General features: G+C 60.5%; 14 protein-coding genes. 10 read left to right on the forward strand and 4 right to left on the reverse strand.

Translation table 11 applies throughout. The annotated features are described in order from the left end of the window. Nucleotides 1-43 precede the first annotated feature (43 nt). Nucleotides 44-2,074 carry an ATP-binding protein gene (locus LDO41_RS29100; RefSeq protein ID WP_223994595.1) on the reverse strand — a complete coding sequence of 677 codons (2,031 nt, stop codon included), beginning with the start codon at nucleotides 2,072-2,074 and terminating at the stop codon, nucleotides 44-46. A gap of 322 nt (nucleotides 2,075-2,396) precedes the next feature. On the opposite strand from LDO41_RS29100, the gene LDO41_RS29105 reads away from it, so the two are divergent. Beyond that, nucleotides 2,397-3,380: an AraC family transcriptional regulator gene (locus tag LDO41_RS29105; protein ID WP_223994597.1), complete on the forward strand. Its 984-nt coding sequence runs from the start codon at nucleotides 2,397-2,399 to the stop codon at nucleotides 3,378-3,380. A gap of 13 nt (nucleotides 3,381-3,393) precedes the next feature. Here the strand turns inward: LDO41_RS29105 and LDO41_RS29110 are convergent, their stop codons facing one another. Then, nucleotides 3,394-4,302, reverse strand: a complete 909-nt coding sequence (locus LDO41_RS29110; RefSeq protein ID WP_223994599.1) for a helix-turn-helix domain-containing protein — start codon at nucleotides 4,300-4,302, stop codon at nucleotides 3,394-3,396. Between the two features lie 213 nt (nucleotides 4,303-4,515). On the opposite strand from LDO41_RS29110, the gene LDO41_RS29115 reads away from it, so the two are divergent. The 4 genes from LDO41_RS29115 to LDO41_RS29130 all read left to right on the forward strand — a co-directional run bounded on the left by LDO41_RS29115 (nucleotide 4,516) and on the right by LDO41_RS29130 (nucleotide 7,039). Continuing rightward, entirely contained in the window at nucleotides 4,516-5,001 is a 486-nt protein-coding gene (locus LDO41_RS29115; RefSeq protein WP_223994601.1) for a YkgB family protein, read from the forward strand. 29 nt (nucleotides 5,002-5,030) lie between these two features. Then, entirely contained in the window at nucleotides 5,031-5,666 is a 636-nt protein-coding gene (locus tag LDO41_RS29120) for a nitroreductase family protein (RefSeq protein ID WP_223994603.1), read from the forward strand. A gap of 49 nt (nucleotides 5,667-5,715) precedes the next feature. After that, entirely contained in the window at nucleotides 5,716-6,261 is a 546-nt protein-coding gene (locus LDO41_RS29125; protein ID WP_223994605.1) for a carboxymuconolactone decarboxylase family protein, read from the forward strand. Between the two features lie 223 nt (nucleotides 6,262-6,484). Continuing rightward, nucleotides 6,485-7,039, forward strand: a complete 555-nt coding sequence (locus LDO41_RS29130) for an NAD(P)H-binding protein (protein WP_223994608.1) — start codon at nucleotides 6,485-6,487, stop codon at nucleotides 7,037-7,039. Here the strand turns inward: LDO41_RS29130 and LDO41_RS29135 are convergent. Further along, nucleotides 6,999-7,490 carry a DUF4440 domain-containing protein gene (locus tag LDO41_RS29135; protein WP_223994610.1) on the reverse strand — a complete coding sequence of 164 codons (492 nt, stop codon included), beginning with the start codon at nucleotides 7,488-7,490 and terminating at the stop codon, nucleotides 6,999-7,001. The two genes, LDO41_RS29130 and LDO41_RS29135, sit on opposite strands and share 41 nt — an antisense overlap. 243 nt (nucleotides 7,491-7,733) lie before the next feature. Between LDO41_RS29135 and LDO41_RS29140 the strand changes: the two genes are divergently transcribed. The 4 genes from LDO41_RS29140 to LDO41_RS29155 all read left to right on the forward strand — a co-directional run bounded on the left by LDO41_RS29140 (nucleotide 7,734) and on the right by LDO41_RS29155 (nucleotide 13,998). Then, complete coding sequence (locus LDO41_RS29140; RefSeq protein WP_223994611.1) at nucleotides 7,734-8,156, forward strand: copper resistance protein; 423 nt, start codon at nucleotides 7,734-7,736, stop codon at nucleotides 8,154-8,156. 72 nt (nucleotides 8,157-8,228) lie between these two features. Further along, complete coding sequence (locus tag LDO41_RS29145) at nucleotides 8,229-9,530, forward strand: TolC family protein (RefSeq protein WP_223994612.1); 1,302 nt, start codon at nucleotides 8,229-8,231, stop codon at nucleotides 9,528-9,530. Continuing rightward, nucleotides 9,527-10,837 (forward strand): efflux RND transporter periplasmic adaptor subunit, encoded by a 1,311-nt coding sequence (locus LDO41_RS29150; protein ID WP_223994613.1) that lies wholly within the window; start codon nucleotides 9,527-9,529, stop codon nucleotides 10,835-10,837. Before LDO41_RS29145 ends, LDO41_RS29150 begins: the two co-directional genes overlap by 4 nt. Continuing rightward, nucleotides 10,834-13,998, forward strand: a complete 3,165-nt coding sequence (locus tag LDO41_RS29155; protein ID WP_223994614.1) for an efflux RND transporter permease subunit — start codon at nucleotides 10,834-10,836, stop codon at nucleotides 13,996-13,998. The genes LDO41_RS29150 and LDO41_RS29155 overlap by 4 nt, the downstream gene beginning before the upstream one ends. On the opposite strand, the gene LDO41_RS29160 is transcribed toward LDO41_RS29155, so the two are convergent. Next, the gene (locus LDO41_RS29160) at nucleotides 13,947-14,393 is read right to left on the reverse strand and encodes a CREC-EF hand family protein (protein ID WP_223994615.1); all 447 of its coding nucleotides are present in this window, start codon (nucleotides 14,391-14,393) and stop codon (nucleotides 13,947-13,949) included. The two genes, LDO41_RS29155 and LDO41_RS29160, sit on opposite strands and share 52 nt — an antisense overlap. 308 nt (nucleotides 14,394-14,701) lie before the next feature. Here LDO41_RS29160 and LDO41_RS29165 point away from each other — a divergent pair, with 308 nt between their 5' ends. Then, on the forward strand, nucleotides 14,702-16,228 hold the full coding sequence (locus LDO41_RS29165; protein WP_223994616.1) for a DUF1254 domain-containing protein: 1,527 nt from the start codon (nucleotides 14,702-14,704) through the stop codon (nucleotides 16,226-16,228). Nucleotides 16,229-16,262: the final 34 nt, after the last annotated feature.

Below are 16,262 nucleotides of genomic sequence, written 5' to 3' on the forward strand. Positions count from 1 at the left end.
CCCCCCCTCGGGAAGCATTGACAGATGTCGCCTTTTTAATGTTTTAGTTACATAACATGTCGGATTGACCGGCCTCGCGATGGTGGTGCCGGCACGATCTGTTTCCAGCCTTGCCGATCAGCCGTTCTGCCTCCTGTGCGACGGCTGCTGGCACAGGCAAGGCCAACAACGCCTGCGAAGCGGTCTGCATCACCTTTGCGGACAAATCCGCCCCCGACATGTCTTCGTAGCGCGCCGGAATTCGCTCCCTGAGTCGAAACAGCCGTTGATGCGCCGATCGGGTGATCTGGCCGTAAGTGACCGCCTGAACCCGACCGCGCAGAACGCCTTCTTCCTTTAGCTCTTTCTCTCGCGTCGTCTTCGCCGCGATCTCGTGCCCCACCACAAAGGCCCGGAACAGCGGCGTCCCGTCTAGCGCACCGCTGCCAAGAAAGTCCTGCACATAGCCGTCGGCCTGATTCATTTCTTCACGCCCGACCGTGGACTTCCCCTTCTTGAGTTCGATGATCAGCACGTTCTGAATGCGCGTGAGCGTCGGATCAGCCAAGTCGAAGCCTTCGGTCCCGACGATTGAACACGTGGCATCGGCCAACACCAGTATGTCGGGACGCTGCTTGTGGTTGATGAACGCCTCGGCAGACAGTCTCTTCTTGAAGATCTTCTCGGCCGCTGTGCGCAGACTGACGTTCGATGAATACTCGCTACTGTCAAACTCGGGACCAAACAGCCACCGAGCTTGAGTGACCAAGGGATGCAGCGTGTGCAGTTCGTCTGTGGCATCGTCCCCGCACAGCTTCTCTATGGCCGCGAGCACGGCCAGGCGATGATCGATCTCGTCGAGCACCGACAAGGCGTCGCGGACCGTCCACTGGCCCAGAAGACGGTCGAGCCCATCGATATCCGACTCGTCTAGCTTGGTGAGCATATCAAGCAGAGCGGAGCCGCCGCGCGCCTTCTCCAGATTGATCAACGCCTGGACCGCAGCGGAAAGGACGTCTTGAGAGACCGTAGGCGTGGTCGTCACCAGCTCGCGCGCGAAGGTCGCGACCTCAGCACGACCTAGCTGCGACAGTTCCTTGAACTGTTCGCGATTTCGCAGCAGCGCCTCTTCCGAGCTCTCCTCGACGAGACTCGAAGACAACGACGTAAACACGCGCTGGGCATAGATCCGGACCGCCGCGAAAAGCGCATCCGCGTTTGGCCCATTCTTGAATCGAGCCCAGTCCGGTTCTACCTCAGACATCCAGCCATCGCTGGTCTTGACCACAATCGAATAGCGCTTTGCAAATCGAGCACGACCGTCGAGGACCGCATCGGCGCCGACAACCCAACCGGGCGTGCCGACGAGGCGGCCATTTACCCAAAAGGCAATGCCTTGGTAGATCGTCGATTTGGCAACCCTCGTTGAATCCACGACGTAGGCCTCCGCCGGTGGACACCCTTCGATGGAAAGGTCCACTCGCTCGATGAGCCCCGTTTGGTCCCCCAACTCGACGGACTGGTTGTTGACCCGTACAACAAACTGCGGGTCGTGCAGGAAGCGGGCGGACAGGATCTCTCGAATTCTGTCCGGGTGGGGCAAATGACGCTCGACGATCACCGAGAGCTTCGTTCCGTGGTCCCCTTGCAGGAAGCTGCCCTCCTTCTCAATCTTGAAGGGCGACTCCTGACCCTGCGTGCCGATTTCAAAGGCCGCACCCTTGTCCTCGCGCCAGGTCTCTACCGAGTACTGATCAGCGAAACACAACAAGCCATGACGCCCGACACCATTGTGCCCATAGGCTCGACGCCGCCAATCATTCCGTTCCGGCGGAAATTCCACGTTCGAGCTTTGGTGCCTGGTCCGGTCATAACCGAGTTTCATCCACCGGGCCTTGAACTGCGCTGCCGTCATACCGTGGCCATCGTCTTGAACCGTCAAGACAAGGTTGCGCGCTGGTGGAATGGTGAGATCGACCAGCGACGCTCCCGCATCCCATGCGTTTGCTACCAGCTCGGTGAGAGCAATCTCAGGATCGTGTGCGATACGGCCTAGCGTACGGACCAGGTAGTGCTCTTCAAAGAGTGAACCCATCGAGTCGTACGACTCCCGCTTCGGCCTTATCACTTCGCCCCCACATGCTTTTTGGCCTCTTTTTTGACTTTGTTGTTCGACACGATGGACCAGCTCCGGTTGCTCTCAACGACGTTTCCGCGACTATGCGCAACCCTCATCGCTGTCACAATCGTTGTCTTACGATAAAGTCGAAAAGCAATCACAGACGTCAATCAACCGATGAGACAACGTCTCAAACTGGACGATAGAGCACCATTACCGGACTTCCGCATCGGACCCGTGATCTACACTCCAAAGCTGTCCTCGCGAAGGTGTGGGACGTGATTCTGGTGGATATCTCATGAAGAAGGATGCGGCAAGTCAACATATGGATCCTCCGCTGGCGCGGATCTCGGGGGATCAGCTGGACGGTTTGTTATCGGCGCTGATCGTGGAGTTTGTCCGATTGACCGAGTGCCTGGTGAGTCCGGGCTGGCGCCTGAACCTCGGCGGCACCTCCGCCCCGGGGATACATTACGTGCTGTCCGGCCATGGTCGCATGGTCCTGGAAGGACATCCCCCCATCGCGCTTTCTCCCCACACGCTGGTCATTACGCCGCCTAACCAGTACTTCCATGTGGAAGTGCTGCCCGAGGACGCCGATAGCCGAATTTCAAACGAAGTCGAGGGTCGTTGGAAATCATTCCCACCCGATGCGATTCGAAGATTCGTCGCGGGCGAGGACGGCCCACAACTGATATTGATCTGCGGCTACTTCCAGGCGTCCTACGGTACGTCGCTGAGCCTGTTCTCGACGCTGAGCGCGCCCATCGTCGAGCAGTTCGATAGCGCGCAGCACATCGATCGCACATTGCAGTTAGCGCTTCAGGAACTCATCAGCCAGGAGCTGGCCATGGGCACCATGACGGCGACCTTGCTCAAAGTCGTGTTGATCGCATTGCTGAGGCGCTCACTGACCTCAATTAACTTGTGGGTCGAAGGGTTCTCGCTGCTGGGAGATATCAATATTGCGAGAGCTTTCTCGCATATGGCGGCGCGGCCGGGTGCGGATCATTCCGTGGACGCCCTCGCTCAAATCGCATTCCTGAGCAGATCATCGTTTATGGCCAGGTTCACGGAGGTCGTCGGCCTGCCTCCCATGACAGTCCTCCGGAAATTGCGCATGCGTCAAGCCGCATCGATGCTGAACACCGAAGAGTTATCGGTCGACCAGATTGCGCGCTCGGTCGGATACGCCAGTCGCAGCAGTTTTCTGAAAGCGTTCCACGACGCTTACGACACGCTGCCTTCCGACTATCGCGCTCGCCGACGGGCCAGTGAATGAGCCGCTTTGAAGGCTACGATGGTGATACACCGCTTTGTTGAATGTTCGCTTCCCAATACGATTTGGCTTCCTCGGCGAACGTCCGACGAAAACCGGTCGGGTCCACGCCGTGAAGTTCATTGAACGCGAGGGAGAAATTGCTCCTGCTGGAGAATCCGACGCGTTTTGCGACCTCGGCCACCGGCAGCGCAGTAGTAATCAATAGTCCGCTGGCGCGTCGTAATCGCACCAGCTTGACCAGATTCATCGGCGATTGACCGAAGGCGCGCCGGAACGCTGCGGCAAACGCTGATCGACTCATCCCTGCAATCATCGCAAGGCTGTCCACCGTATAGGCGACGGCAGGTTCATTGAAGATCGCGCACAACGCACGACTCAGCCGCGCGTCCGAAACGCCCGCCAACCACGGCAGCGGTTGGGCGTCGCACGCGACCCAGCGACGCAATGCCAGCACCAGACACTGTTTGACCAACGCCTCGGTCAACGCACGTGAACCCACTCCCGGCTGAGTCGATTCGGCCAGCAGCATCGCAAACTGGTCTCGCAATCCATCCGTATCGTCAAATCGGGCCACCAGTGGCTCGCGCAATGACGCGAATGGGTCTGCACCCCCAACCAACTCCACGCGCAACTCACCGCATGCCATGACGATGCCTTGCTGACCCGTGCCGACGAAACGGTAAGCAACCCCCGGCTGCAACAGCACGAAGGTATGCGGTTCCAGTGGAATAGAAGGCCCGCCGTGAACGGCGAGTACGCCAGCACCCTCAAGGCAGTAATGCAAGCTCGCGGTCTTGAAGGCGTCGACACGCATTCCCCAGCTTTCGCGTATATCGCGGACCTTGATATGAGGCACACCGATATCCATGGCGGCCAAAAAATAATCCAGACCTGTGTACGGAGACGATAAAAATTCGAACATGCATCGAGTATGAACGCAATTCAAACATCTCGATTATTCGCAGCAAACCGGAAATGAAAATATAGATTCGCGGGAACCATATCGAGACTGAACCGAGCATCCGTCACTCGGCGAAGCTCGCACATCTGGACGAATCCGAACCATTTCGAGACCACAAAGTACGCACGCGAAGCTACGATCAATGCTCAATTACTCTCCAGCCGTCGATTAAAAATGACCACTCAATCTATTGAATCTCGCTTACAGATTTCCGAGAAAGGCGTTGGGACACTCAACCATCTGGCTCTGCTCAGATGGGCACTCGTAGTGGTCTTTCTCTGGTTCGGCGGCATGAAGTTCACTGCCTATGAGGCCAACGGTATTGCGCCGTTTATCGCCAACAGCCCCATCATGAGCTGGTTGCACGCCCTCTTCGGCGTCCAGGGCGCGAGTTACGTCATAGGTGCATTGGAGCTCTCGACCGCAGCCGCGCTGATCGCCGGCGCGTTCCTGCCCATCTTCTCCGCCTTGGGCGCGGCGATGTCGGCGGCGACCTACTTCATCACCCTCACCTTCTTCTTGAGTACCCCTGGCGTAGCGGAAGCGACGGCGGGCGGATTTCCGGCCATTTCAGCAATGCCGGGCCAGTTTCTTCTCAAGGATCTTGTTCTGTTGGCCGCATCGCTTTCGCTCCTCCGGGCGTCGATACGCGCCTCGTGAACGCCTAACCACCTGATGAGAGCCGCACCATGACCAAACCGACCACGGTGACCAATGCCGTCATCGAATGCATTCTGAGCCGCAGTGCCGCCAAGTACTACGACCCTGACGCCACGCTGAGCGACGAGCAGATTCGCGAACTCGTGCAAATCGGCACCAGCGCGCCAACATCCTTCCATTTGCAGAACTGGCGCTTTATTGCGGTGCGCTCGCGTGCCGCCAAAGCTCGGCTGAGCCCTATCGCGTGGAACCAGCCGCCGATCACCGAAGCAGCCGTCACGTTCATCGTCTGCGGTCAGCTCGCGGATTCCAGCGTCATTCCGGATCGGCTCGCGCCATTGGTCGAGGCGGGCGTCATGCCGGAAAAGATGGTGCCGGAATGGGAGATCCCCGCCCGCAATCTGTATATGGAATTCCCGCAGCGCCAGCGCGACGAGGCAGTGCGTACCGGCACCTTTGGTGCCGCCGCGATGATCTATGCGGCACGCTCGATGGGATTGGGATCGACGCCGATGATTGGCTTCGACGCCGACGCCGTGCACAGCACCTTCGGATTGGCGGCGGACGAAGTGCCGGTCCTGCTGTTATCCGTAGGCGTGGAACGATCCGGAAACTGGGCGCAAAAGCCCCGCCGTCCGATCTTTGAAGTGTTGGATATCGTTTAACGCCGCGTTTAACGAGTCATTAACTACTCAATTCTCAAGGAAGATTACGATGTCAAGAATCCCCGCTCTGAACCCGGAACAGGTGCCGGCCGCTTCGAAGGCAACGCTCGATACCTTCACCAAGAACATCGGGTTCACGCCCAATATGATGACTGCCTTCGCGCAGAGCCCCATCGCGTTCAACGCTTGGGCTACGCTCCTCGGCTCGTTGAGCAAGGCACTCGATGTGAAGACGCGTGACAGCATCGGATTGGCTGTGTCCGAAGTGAACGGCTGCAACTACTGCCTGACGGTTCACAGCTTTACGGCGCAGCACATGGCCCAGCTGCCGGCAGACGAGATCATCCTCGCGCGAAAGGGTCATGCCACGGACGCCAGGCGCGATGCCGCGGTCCAGTTCGCGCGCAAAGTCATCGAGACCCGCGGACAGATCAAGGACGCCGATCTGAAAGCGATCCGCGATGCCGGCTATACGGACGCAAACGTCATGGAGATCGTCGCACTGGTTGCCATGTACTCCCTGACAAACTTCTTCAACAACGTGTTCGATCCCGAAAAGGACTTTCCGGCTGTAGCACCGGCCGGTTCGATCTGAACTTAGGGCCGGCCCCGCCGCTTTCGGCTAAGATGCCGCGATGACTCGAATCTTCGTCTTCTCCTGCTGATCGCTTGAGCCCCGCTTGAGTCCAAGCCCTGGGCTCAGCGAGCGATCTGTTTTTGGTGCCGGACATACGCCGGCTGGCCAATTGCACCTGCGTTTCGACACGGCACAAGCGCGTGCCAGGCGAACGCCGCGTTGCCTATGGAAGATTTCTGTCATGCATAAGCCATCCCTTCTCGTCAGCGGGATCTCGGGCCAACTTGGTCGATCTGTGATTGAACAATTGTCTGGTCGCCCTGGTTACCGCCTGATTGGCACAACCCGTACCCCCACGTCGCGACTCGACTTTGCAACCCACGGTATCGATGTCCGATATGCCAACTTCGATGATCCGAGCTGCCTTGCGAAGGCATTTGACGGCGCAGATCGCATCCTGCTGATAAGCACCAGTGCCGAATACTGCGGGCCGCGCCGCGTGGAACAGCATCGCCATGCTATTGCGGCTGCTCGCGATGCCGGCGCACGGCAATTGATCTATACGTCGCTACTCAATGCCGACGCCTCTACGCTTGGACCGATTGCCAGCGATCACGCATTAAGTCTGAACCTCGAGGACAGTCAGATCCTGAACATCACAGGCGATGTCCCCGGCGAGCGACGACTTTCGCCTGCTCACCGGATACCGCGCGAGTGCTGTGGAGGATTTTCTGATCTCGCACCGCGAGTCGTTGCTACGTTTTCTCCGGCATCGCTGATGAATGATGGCTCGTAATCAACCATTGCGAGCCATCCCAGCGGTAAGTGTAGGTATAGCGAGCCTTAACAACCGCTCCAGTCCTTGCGAACGTGAACGTGTAGAGGCCGGCGTCCACGGCGGAATTACACCCTAGCTCAATGGTACGGAAGTCGATCTTTCCCGACGGACCGTTTTTCAGAAACTCATTGAAATAGTCCACTTTTTCTGCCGGCGTCAGCCGAGGCTTATTGGACACTGTCGCAAGAAGGATCGAGCGGTCCGCATAGTTGGCCGCTACCTTGGCGGAATCGCCTGTCTGCAACGATCGGTTCCATCGATCGAACAATGCCGCGATCTCCTGCTCCGAAGTCTGCTTGCAGGATTCCGTGCGCGACGATTGTGAGGCTTGTGGAGTGGGTGGCGTCCCTGGACTCGTAGCACATCCTGCCAGCAACAGAGCCAACGTCGCAATGGGAAGTATCTTCATGGCAGGGCCCTCCGACTGGCGCATTCAGGATCAACCACGTATTCAATGAATACGAACGCCCTGAACTCGGCTATTGACCTTTAGGGTAGCTCGCAAGCGACAATAGTCCCGTGATGATCAGTGGCGGATGATGGGTGATCGCTCATCGTGGGTCTCGCTATTGGCTTCTCTGGCTGATGGCTCGCTATTGCAATTGGCTGGAATGCGGTTATCCTTTGCGCTGGTTCGAGATCCCCATACATCGTGCATCGCATCGCTCGCCGGCATTCGTGGATTGCCGGATTCCTTCTGGTTGTGTTCCTGTCAGTGCAACTGGCAACGGCTGCCTACGCCTGCACGATGGGCAAGGCTGCGCCTGCGGAATCACCGATGGAAGCGCCGATGGAAGCGCCGATGGAAGCAATGACGTCCTGCGCGGAGATGGCCGATCAGGTTGCAGTGCAGAACAACGGACAGAAGGCCCTGTGCATGGCCCATTGCCAGGCCGACGCCAAGCACGCCGATCACGCCGCGCCGCAGGTCCCCGCATTTATCCCGGTGCTTGCGAGCATCATTGTCGAGCCCCCCGTGCTCGACGTTACGCCAGTCATCGCGCTGCATGCGCAGGCTCGGCCGCGCGCCCCGCCGCCGCCGCACGCCATCCTTCACTGCTGTTTCCGCACCTAGCCTCCGAAGCTGCGCCACGTTCTTGTCGCTCCCGATTTCCCGGGAGTAGTGGTCGTCGTTTCCGGAGGCTTTATGTCATTCCCGCGTTGCCTGAGGCTGGCGCTGCTTTGCGCGTCCACCTTCGGCATGTCGGTGTCGCTTGCCGCGCCCCCACATGCCATCCCCGCTCTATCCATTGAAGAGGCCGCCGCGCTCGCCACAGCGCATGCGCGCGATGCCGAGAATTCGTACGGTGCCATCGAGTCGGCAGTACAACAGGCGGTGGCTGCCGGGCAGTTGCCCGACCCCGTCCTCAAAGTTGGACTGAACGATGTCCCCATCAACGGCACGGACAAGTTCTCGCTGAGTCGTGACTCCATGACCACGCGCTCAGTCAGCGTGCTGCAGGAGTTCACGCGTGCTGACAAGCGACGGGCACGCACCGCGCGTTTCGAGGCCGAAGCCGCTTCCGCAGATGCGCGGCGCATGCTCGGCATGACCAACGTCCAACGCAACGCCGTGGCCGCATGGATCGACCGCTGGTACGCCGAGCAGGCGGCCGTCTTGCTCGGTCATCATTCGCATCCGTTGAATCTCGCGCAGGAAGCCGCCAATGCAGCCTATCGCGGCGGCCGAGGCACGCGCGCCGACGTGCTATCCGCACAACTGGAAGTGCAAAAACTGCGCGACCGAGAAAGCGAGAACCAGGCGGTGCTCGACACTGCCACCGTCAATCTATCGCGCTGGATCGGCGCGGATGCGACCCGGCCACTTGGCGAGCGCCCTGTGCTGGCCATACCGGACCGAGTCGAGCAACTCATCCGCACACGTTACGACGGCGTGCCGGAAGTTGCCGCCGCCCAGCGCGAGGTGACCCTGGCGGAGAGCGAGGTACGCGTGGCGGACGAAGCGCGCAAGCCCGACATCGCGGTGGAGTTGATGTACAGCCAGCGTGGCGCCGCATATTCCAACCTGACTTCGATCAACGTGAGCTTTCCGCTGCCGTGGGATCGCGCCAATCGGCAGGATCGCGAGGTGTCCGCTCGGCTCGCGCAGGCCACGGAGGCACGTGCAAAGGCTGAAATCATCCAGCGTAATACGGACGCCATCGTTGGCGCGCGCCTCGCGGAGTTGCGTCGCAACCTCGAACGCCTCAGGCGGTATGACGATGCCACGCTGCCGCTGGCCAATGCACAGGCCGAAGCCGCGCTGACGGCCTATCGCGCCAATACCGGGTCGCTGCTGGCCGTGGCGGAAGCCAACCACCGTGCCATCGATACCGCCTTGGAACGGCTGGCGCTCGAACAACGCACGACCCGCCTCTGGGCCGAACTCACCTTCCTGACCCCATTGGCCACCGCACAAACCGAACCCGCCACCAAGGACGTCAAATGAATCCACGACTGAAAGTTGCCGCGGCGTGCGTGGTGCTGATCGGTGCGGCCGGCTATGCCGGCTATCGTCTCGGCGTTTCCGAAGGCGCGTCCGCGATGCAAGGCCCATCGATGGCAGGCGCGACGGCGGCTCCCGGCAACGTCGATCCGCAAACTGGCAAGACAGTGCTCTACTGGCACGATCCAATGGTGCCGGGGCAGCGCTTCGACAAGCCGGGCAAATCGCCATTCATGGACATGCAACTGGTGCCGGTCTATGCCGATGGCAATAGTGCTGACGCGAGCGGTGTCACGATCGACAGCCGGGTCACGCAGAACCTCGGCATCCGTACGGCAGAGGTAAAGCCCGCGCAAGCCTCCTCCATGCTCGACGCCGCCGGCAACGTGGCGATCGACGAGCGCAGCGTCCAGGTCATTCAGGCAAGAACCAGCGGCTTCGTGCAGCATGTGGGCGTGCGGGCCACACTCGATCCGGTGCGACGGGGCCAGACCTTGGTTACCCTCTACGCCCCCGACTGGGTGGCAGCGCAGCAGGAATACCTGGCCGTGGCGCGACTGTCCCAAGGCGATCTCTCGGATGCGGCAAAAGCGCGCATGCTGCAAGCCGGCATGACACCAGCGCAGGCCGATGCAGTCGTCCGCTCGGGAAAGCTGCAGACGGCCCAGGGAATCGCCAGCCCGCTTGATGGCGTAGTGACTGAAATCGCGGTCCGCGAGGGAATGACGGTCACGCCGGGTATGACCTTGTTCCGATTGGCCGATCTTGGCCAGGTGTGGGTAATTGCCGAAGTGCCCGAGGCGCAGGCGCGTGGCATTACACCGGGGCAAGTTGTCACCGTTTCTACCACGGCCGCCCCCGAGCCGGTCACCGGCAAGGTCGATGCAGTTCTCCCCGACGTCAATCCCGCCACACGCACCATCAAGGTCCGCATCGTCTTGCCAAACCACCAGCGCAAGCTGGTGCCCGGCATGTTTGCCAACGTGCGGTTTCAAGGCGGTAAACAGCCCGACATGCTGCAGATTCCATCCGAAGCCGTGATTCGCACGGGTCAGCGCACCATCGTCATGGTCGATGCTGGGGCGCAAGGGTATGTGTCCACAGAAATCCGCACCGGTCACGAAACCGATGGCATGACCGAAGTCCTTTCCGGACTGTCTGCCGGCCAGAAGGTCGTGACGTCTGGCCAGTTTCTGATCGATTCCGAAGCCAGCCTGCGTGGCACGTCGACACGCCTTGCATCGCCGACAGAGCCATCCGCGCCCGCCATGCCGGAAAGCGGAAGCATGGGACAAGGAGCGAAGCCATGATCGCGCGCATCATTCTGGCATCGATCCGTCATCGCATCCTCGTGCTGCTGGCTACAGTCATGCTGATCGCCTGGGGGTTGTGGGCGATTCACGGCACACCACTCGATGCGCTGCCGGATCTGTCCGACACGCAGGTCATCATCCGCACACCGTTCCCCGGGCAGGCGCCACAGCTGGTGGAGAATCAGGTGACCTATCCGCTCACCACCACGATGTTATCGGTGCCGGGGGCAAAGACGGTACGGGGCTACTCGTTCTTTGGAGATTCGTTTGTCTACGTCCTGTTCGAAGACGGGACCGACCCGTACTGGGCGCGCTCGCGTGTGCTGGAGTACCTGAATCAGGTGCAGTCGCGACTGCCGGCGGCAGCCAGGCCTGCGTTAGGGCCCGACGCTACCGGCGTGGGCTGGATCTATGAGTACGCGTTGGTCGACCGCACCGGCCAGCATGACCTGAGCCAACTGCGCGCGTTGCAGGACTGGTTCCTGCGCTTCGAGCTGAAATCCCTGCCGAACGTCGCCGAGGTGGCATCACTGGGTGGCATGGTTCGCCAGTACCAGGTGGTTCTGATGCCTGATCGTCTGCGCGCCTATAACCTTTCGCAGGCCAAGGTGCTCGCGGCGATCCGTGGCGCCAATCAGGAGGCAGGTGGCTCGGTACTGGAACTCGGGGAAGCCGAGTACATGGTGAGGGCATCGGGCTATCTCAAGACGCTCGCCGACTTCAGACAGATTCCGATCGAGACCAGCGGCGCGGGCATCGCCGTCCGACTCGGGGATATCGCCAACATCCAGCTCGGGCCGGAAACGCGACGCGGAATCTCCGAGCTCGATGGCGAGGGCGAGGTGGCTGGCGGCGTGATCGTGATGCGTTCGGGCAAGAATGCGCTGGAGACGATCGATGCGGTCAAGGCCAAACTGGAAGCGCTCAAGAAAAGCCTGCCCGCCGGCGTCGAGATCGTCACGACCTACGATCGATCCGGGCTGATTCACCGTGCCGTGGACAATCTCACCCACAAGCTCATCGAAGAATTCATCGTCGTCGCACTGGTCTGCCTGGCGTTCTTGTTTCATCTGCGTTCCGCGTTGGTGGCCATCGTGTCGCTGCCTCTTGGTGTGCTGGCCGCCTTTGTCGTCATGCGGTACCAGGGCGTCAATGCCAACATCATGTCGCTGGGCGGCATTGCGATTGCAATTGGCGCGATGGTGGATGCTGCCGTGGTGATGATCGAGAACGCGCACAAGCATCTGGAGCGCTGGCATGCGGGACATCCTGACGAGCCGATGTCCGGCGCCGAACGCTGGCGCGTGATTGGCGAAGCCGCCGCGGAGGTAGGTCCGGCGCTGTTCTTCTCGCTGCTGATCATCACGCTGTCCTTTGTGCCGGTGTTCACGCTCGAGGCGCAGGAAGGCCGCCTGTTTTCACCCCTGGCCTTCACAAAGACGTACTCGATGGCGGCCGCTGCGGGTCTGTCGATCACGCTGGTGCCCGTGCTCATGGGCTACCTTATTCGTGGCCGTATCCCCAGCGAGCACGCCAATCCACTCAACCGTTGCCTGATCCGCGCCTATCAGCCGTTCCTCGCACATGTACTCCGGCATCCACGCGCCACCATCGTGGTCGCCGTTGTCGCGCTGGCGGCAACGGCCTGGCCCATCTCGCGCATCGGCGGCGAGTTCATGCCACCACTCGATGAAGGCGATCTGCTCTACATGCCCTCGGCACTCCCGGGACTGTCCGCTGGCAAGGCCGCTCAGTTGTTGCAGCAGACAGATCGGTTGATCAAGTCGGTGCCGGAAGTCGCCACCGTCCACGGCAAGGCCGGCCGCGCCGACTCGGCGACCGATCCAGCGCCACTGGAGATGTTCGAAACCACGATCCAGTTCAAGCCACGCGACCAATGGCGCGCGGGCATGACACCGGACAAGCTGGTGGAGGAACTCGATCGCGTGGTCAAGGTGCCGGGCCTGTCGAACATCTGGGTGCCACCGATCCGCAACCGCATCGATATGCTGGCCACCGGCATCAAGAGTCCGATCGGCATCAAGGTGGCGGGCACCGACCTCAAAGAAATTGACCGGATTGCGACGCGTATCGAGGAGACCGTGAAGACCATCCCCGGTGTCACGTCCGCGCTGGCGGAGCGGCTCACCGGCGGGCGTTATATCGACATCGATATCGACCGTGCGGCCGCGGGTCGCTATGGACTCAATATCAGCGACATTCAGAGCATCGTTTCCTCGGCGATTGGTGGCGACAACATTGGAGAAGTGGTCGATGGGTTGGCGCGCTTTCCGATCAATCTACGATATCCGCGCGACTACCGCGATTCCGTCGAGCAACTGCGCAGCCTTCCGATCGTGACGGATCGTGGCCAACAGATCGTCTTGTCCGATGTGGCACGCATCCACGTGGTGCAGGGGCCGCCGATGCTGCGCAGCGAGAATGCCCGGCTGTCGGGTTGGATCTATGTTGACCTTCGCGGACGCGACCTGCGTTCAGCGGTGCGTGACATGCAGGCTGCGGTGGCCAAGGCGGTGCCGATGCCGGCCGGCTATTCGCTGAGCTGGTCGGGGCAGTTCGAGTATCTGGAGCGCGCAAGTGCCAAGCTGAAGCTGGTGGTGCCGTTCACGTTGCTGATCATCTTCGTGCTGCTCTATCTGGTATTCGGGCGCCTCGATGAGGCACTGCTGATCATGGGGATGTTGCCGCTGTCGTTGATCGGTGGCTTCTGGCTGCTATACCTTCTCGGGTACAACCTGTCTGTGGCGGGCGTGGTCGGTTTCATCGCATTGGCGGGCGTCACGGCCGAATTTGGCGTGATCATGCTGCTTTACCTCAAGCACGCGTGGCGCGACCGACTTGAGCAGGGAGAAACGGGAACCACCGCGCTGCTTGCAGCCATTCAGGAAGGCGCCGTGCAGCGTGTGCGCCCCAAGGCCATGACGGTGGCCGTCATTCTCGCCGGGCTGATCCCGATCATGTGGTCGCATGGCACCGGTTCCGAGGTCATGCAACGCATCGCAGCGCCGATGATCGGCGGCATGATCACGGCACCGCTGCTGTCGCTATTCGTGGTTCCCGCGGTCTACCTGCTGATGCGCCGTCGTCAGGCGACGCCGGCCGCGACGGGGTCCGTGCCCAACATCAGGCGGCCTTGACTGCGAGCGTCTTCGACCATCCTGAAGAAACGGGCAGCGGTGTCCGCCATGATGGGTTCGGCGGGCATGCTGTCCTTGTATTCGTCGGCGCTGACGTGACCATCCTCGTTCGCGTCCATCGCATCATGGATGCTGGCCAGTTCATCATCGCTCTTGCCAACGAGCTGCTTTGCGAGCTCGCTTCGCGAGATGAAGCCGTCCTCATTGCTGTCGGTGGCCTTGAGCACTTCGTTCTTCTGTGCGTCAACCATGTCGACGACCTTGATATCGAAACCACGGGCGCGGAAGCCCGCCATGGCGTCCGCATTTGCCGCCGCAGTGTCAGCCGCCTGCGCGCGCCGCGTTGTCGACCACGCCTGGGCATTGCGCACCGCGTCCGCGCCACCGATCGTCAATCCATTCATCAAGTTCTCTCCTAGATAGACATCCACCGGGACATTCCGGCAATGGAATCGTAGTGGGCGGCTACTGGAATTGACGTTGGATTAAGTGCGGTTTACGGCGCTAATTTCAGTATTTTAGGCATTGGTTACCGCATCTTTTTGCTTTTTATTTCAAGCAAGGTATCCACCGACATATCACAGGGAAAGTGAATGCTGATGAGCTGCTGTCTCAGAAACTTTCACATCTATCACCAAATCTTTGACTTCTCGCCGATCGTGTCTCTGTGCAGTATTGAGTACTGAACTTGATGAGGTCGACGATGGCGGAACGGGACAAGGTAGACACCACTCGCAGGCTGCTCACGGTCCTCGGCGCGACTAGCCCCCTGACGTTGGCATCGCTATCGGCGGCGCCATTGCCGGCGGCGGCGGCCGAATCAAAAGGGGGGGCCCGCGAGCCCGCCACCGCCGCCAACAAAGAGGTTCAGCCACCGGCCGGCCTGCCGATGCACGCCGGCTATGCGCAGGTGATCGCGCGCATGGCCTATGTGTGGGGCTGGCCCATGGTCAATATGCTCAACCGCTTTGCACGCATTACCCAGGCGCCCCACCCCGGCCTGCTGAACGGCGTATTGCCAGCAGCGCCTCGCGGTCAGGTGGGCATGCTGCACGACTACATCGATCCCGCGGAAACGTTCGTGACCTGCCCGAACCAGGACGTGGTTTATGGACTGGGCTTTTTCCAGCTGGATGAAGAACCCGTCGTGGCACAGGTCCCCAATTTTGGCGATCGGTTCTGGGTCTACGCGCTGTACGACGCACGAACCAATCAGTTCGGTCAGATCGGCAAGCCCTATCGCACTAAGCCCGGGTTCTACCTGCTGGCCGGGCCGAACTGGAAAGGCAGCAAGCCCGCCAACGTCACGGCGATCATCCGCTGCCCGACGTCGCTGGCCAACGCTATTCCGCGGGTCTTTATGAACGACACGGCCGAGGATCGCAAGGCGATTCAGCCGGTTATCAATCAGATCGTGTTCTACCCGTTGAAGCAGTTCGATGGCCGCATGAAAACCATCGACTGGGCAAAGGCGCCCGAGATTCCCGGCCCCAAAGCCGATGCCGGCGCCAGCGACGGCGAGACCAAATGGGTCATCCCGGAGAAGTTCTTCGACCAGTTCGGACAGGTGCTGGACACCGTGCCGCCACTCCCCGGCGAAGAGGCGCTATACGCCCAGTTCCGTTCGCTGATGGAAGTCGCCAACCGCGATGCGGAAATCAAGAAGGTGCTCGTGTCGACGGCCGTCGAGACCGAGCGTGACGCGATCGGGCCGTTCTTCGAATGGCGCCGCAACGGCTTGCCCGCCGGCAACGGCTGGAACCGCTCGACCAACAACGCTCAGACCGGTTTCGACTACTTCGATCGCACCGGCACGGCCAAGTCGAACATGTTCGACAACCGCCCTACCGAGACCCAGTATTTCTACACCGACTTCGATGCGGCCGGCGTGGCATTGAGCGGCGCCAGCAACTACGAGATAGTCTTCCCCGCCGGACAGCAACCGCCAGTCAATGGCTTCTGGTCGCTAACGCTCTATAACGACAAGCACCTGTTCCACCCCAACAACCTCAAGCGTTATTCACTGGGCACCAAGAACACCACCCTCAAGCGAAACGCCGACGGATCGCTAACGATATATGCCGGCGCGACATCGCCCGGCGCGGAGCGCGAGTCCAACTGGTTGCCCGCACCCGCCGGCGCCTTCTCGCTCTATATCCGTGCCTATTGGGGCAAGCAGCCGATTCTCGATGGTTCGTGGAAGCCTCCCGCGATTCGCAAGATGGCGTAACGATCGACAACCCTCCGCGAACACATACAACCTA

Origin of the sequence: Cupriavidus pampae, from assembly GCF_914271485.1 — a bacterium.
Taxonomy (GTDB): Bacteria; Pseudomonadota; Gammaproteobacteria; order Burkholderiales; family Burkholderiaceae; genus Cupriavidus; species Cupriavidus pampae.

Excerpts from the sequence above, each read along its gene's own strand:
- LDO41_RS29100 (WP_223994595.1), bottom strand. The coding sequence starts at position 2,074 with ATGGGTTCACTCTTTGAAGAGCACTACCTGGTCCGTACGCTAGGCCGT.
- LDO41_RS29105 (WP_223994597.1), top strand. The coding sequence starts at position 2,397 with ATGAAGAAGGATGCGGCAAGTCAACATATGGATCCTCCGCTGGCGCGG.
- LDO41_RS29110 (WP_223994599.1), bottom strand. The coding sequence starts at position 4,302 with ATGTTCGAATTTTTATCGTCTCCGTACACAGGTCTGGATTATTTTTTG.
- LDO41_RS29115 (WP_223994601.1), top strand. The coding sequence starts at position 4,516 with ATGACCACTCAATCTATTGAATCTCGCTTACAGATTTCCGAGAAAGGC.
- LDO41_RS29120 (WP_223994603.1), top strand. The coding sequence starts at position 5,031 with ATGACCAAACCGACCACGGTGACCAATGCCGTCATCGAATGCATTCTG.
- LDO41_RS29125 (WP_223994605.1), top strand. The coding sequence starts at position 5,716 with ATGTCAAGAATCCCCGCTCTGAACCCGGAACAGGTGCCGGCCGCTTCG.
- LDO41_RS29130 (WP_223994608.1), top strand. The coding sequence starts at position 6,485 with ATGCATAAGCCATCCCTTCTCGTCAGCGGGATCTCGGGCCAACTTGGT.
- LDO41_RS29135 (WP_223994610.1), bottom strand. The coding sequence starts at position 7,490 with ATGAAGATACTTCCCATTGCGACGTTGGCTCTGTTGCTGGCAGGATGT.
- LDO41_RS29145 (WP_223994612.1), top strand. The coding sequence starts at position 8,229 with ATGTCATTCCCGCGTTGCCTGAGGCTGGCGCTGCTTTGCGCGTCCACC.
- LDO41_RS29150 (WP_223994613.1), top strand. The coding sequence starts at position 9,527 with ATGAATCCACGACTGAAAGTTGCCGCGGCGTGCGTGGTGCTGATCGGT.
- LDO41_RS29155 (WP_223994614.1), top strand. The coding sequence starts at position 10,834 with ATGATCGCGCGCATCATTCTGGCATCGATCCGTCATCGCATCCTCGTG.
- LDO41_RS29165 (WP_223994616.1), top strand. The coding sequence starts at position 14,702 with ATGGCGGAACGGGACAAGGTAGACACCACTCGCAGGCTGCTCACGGTC.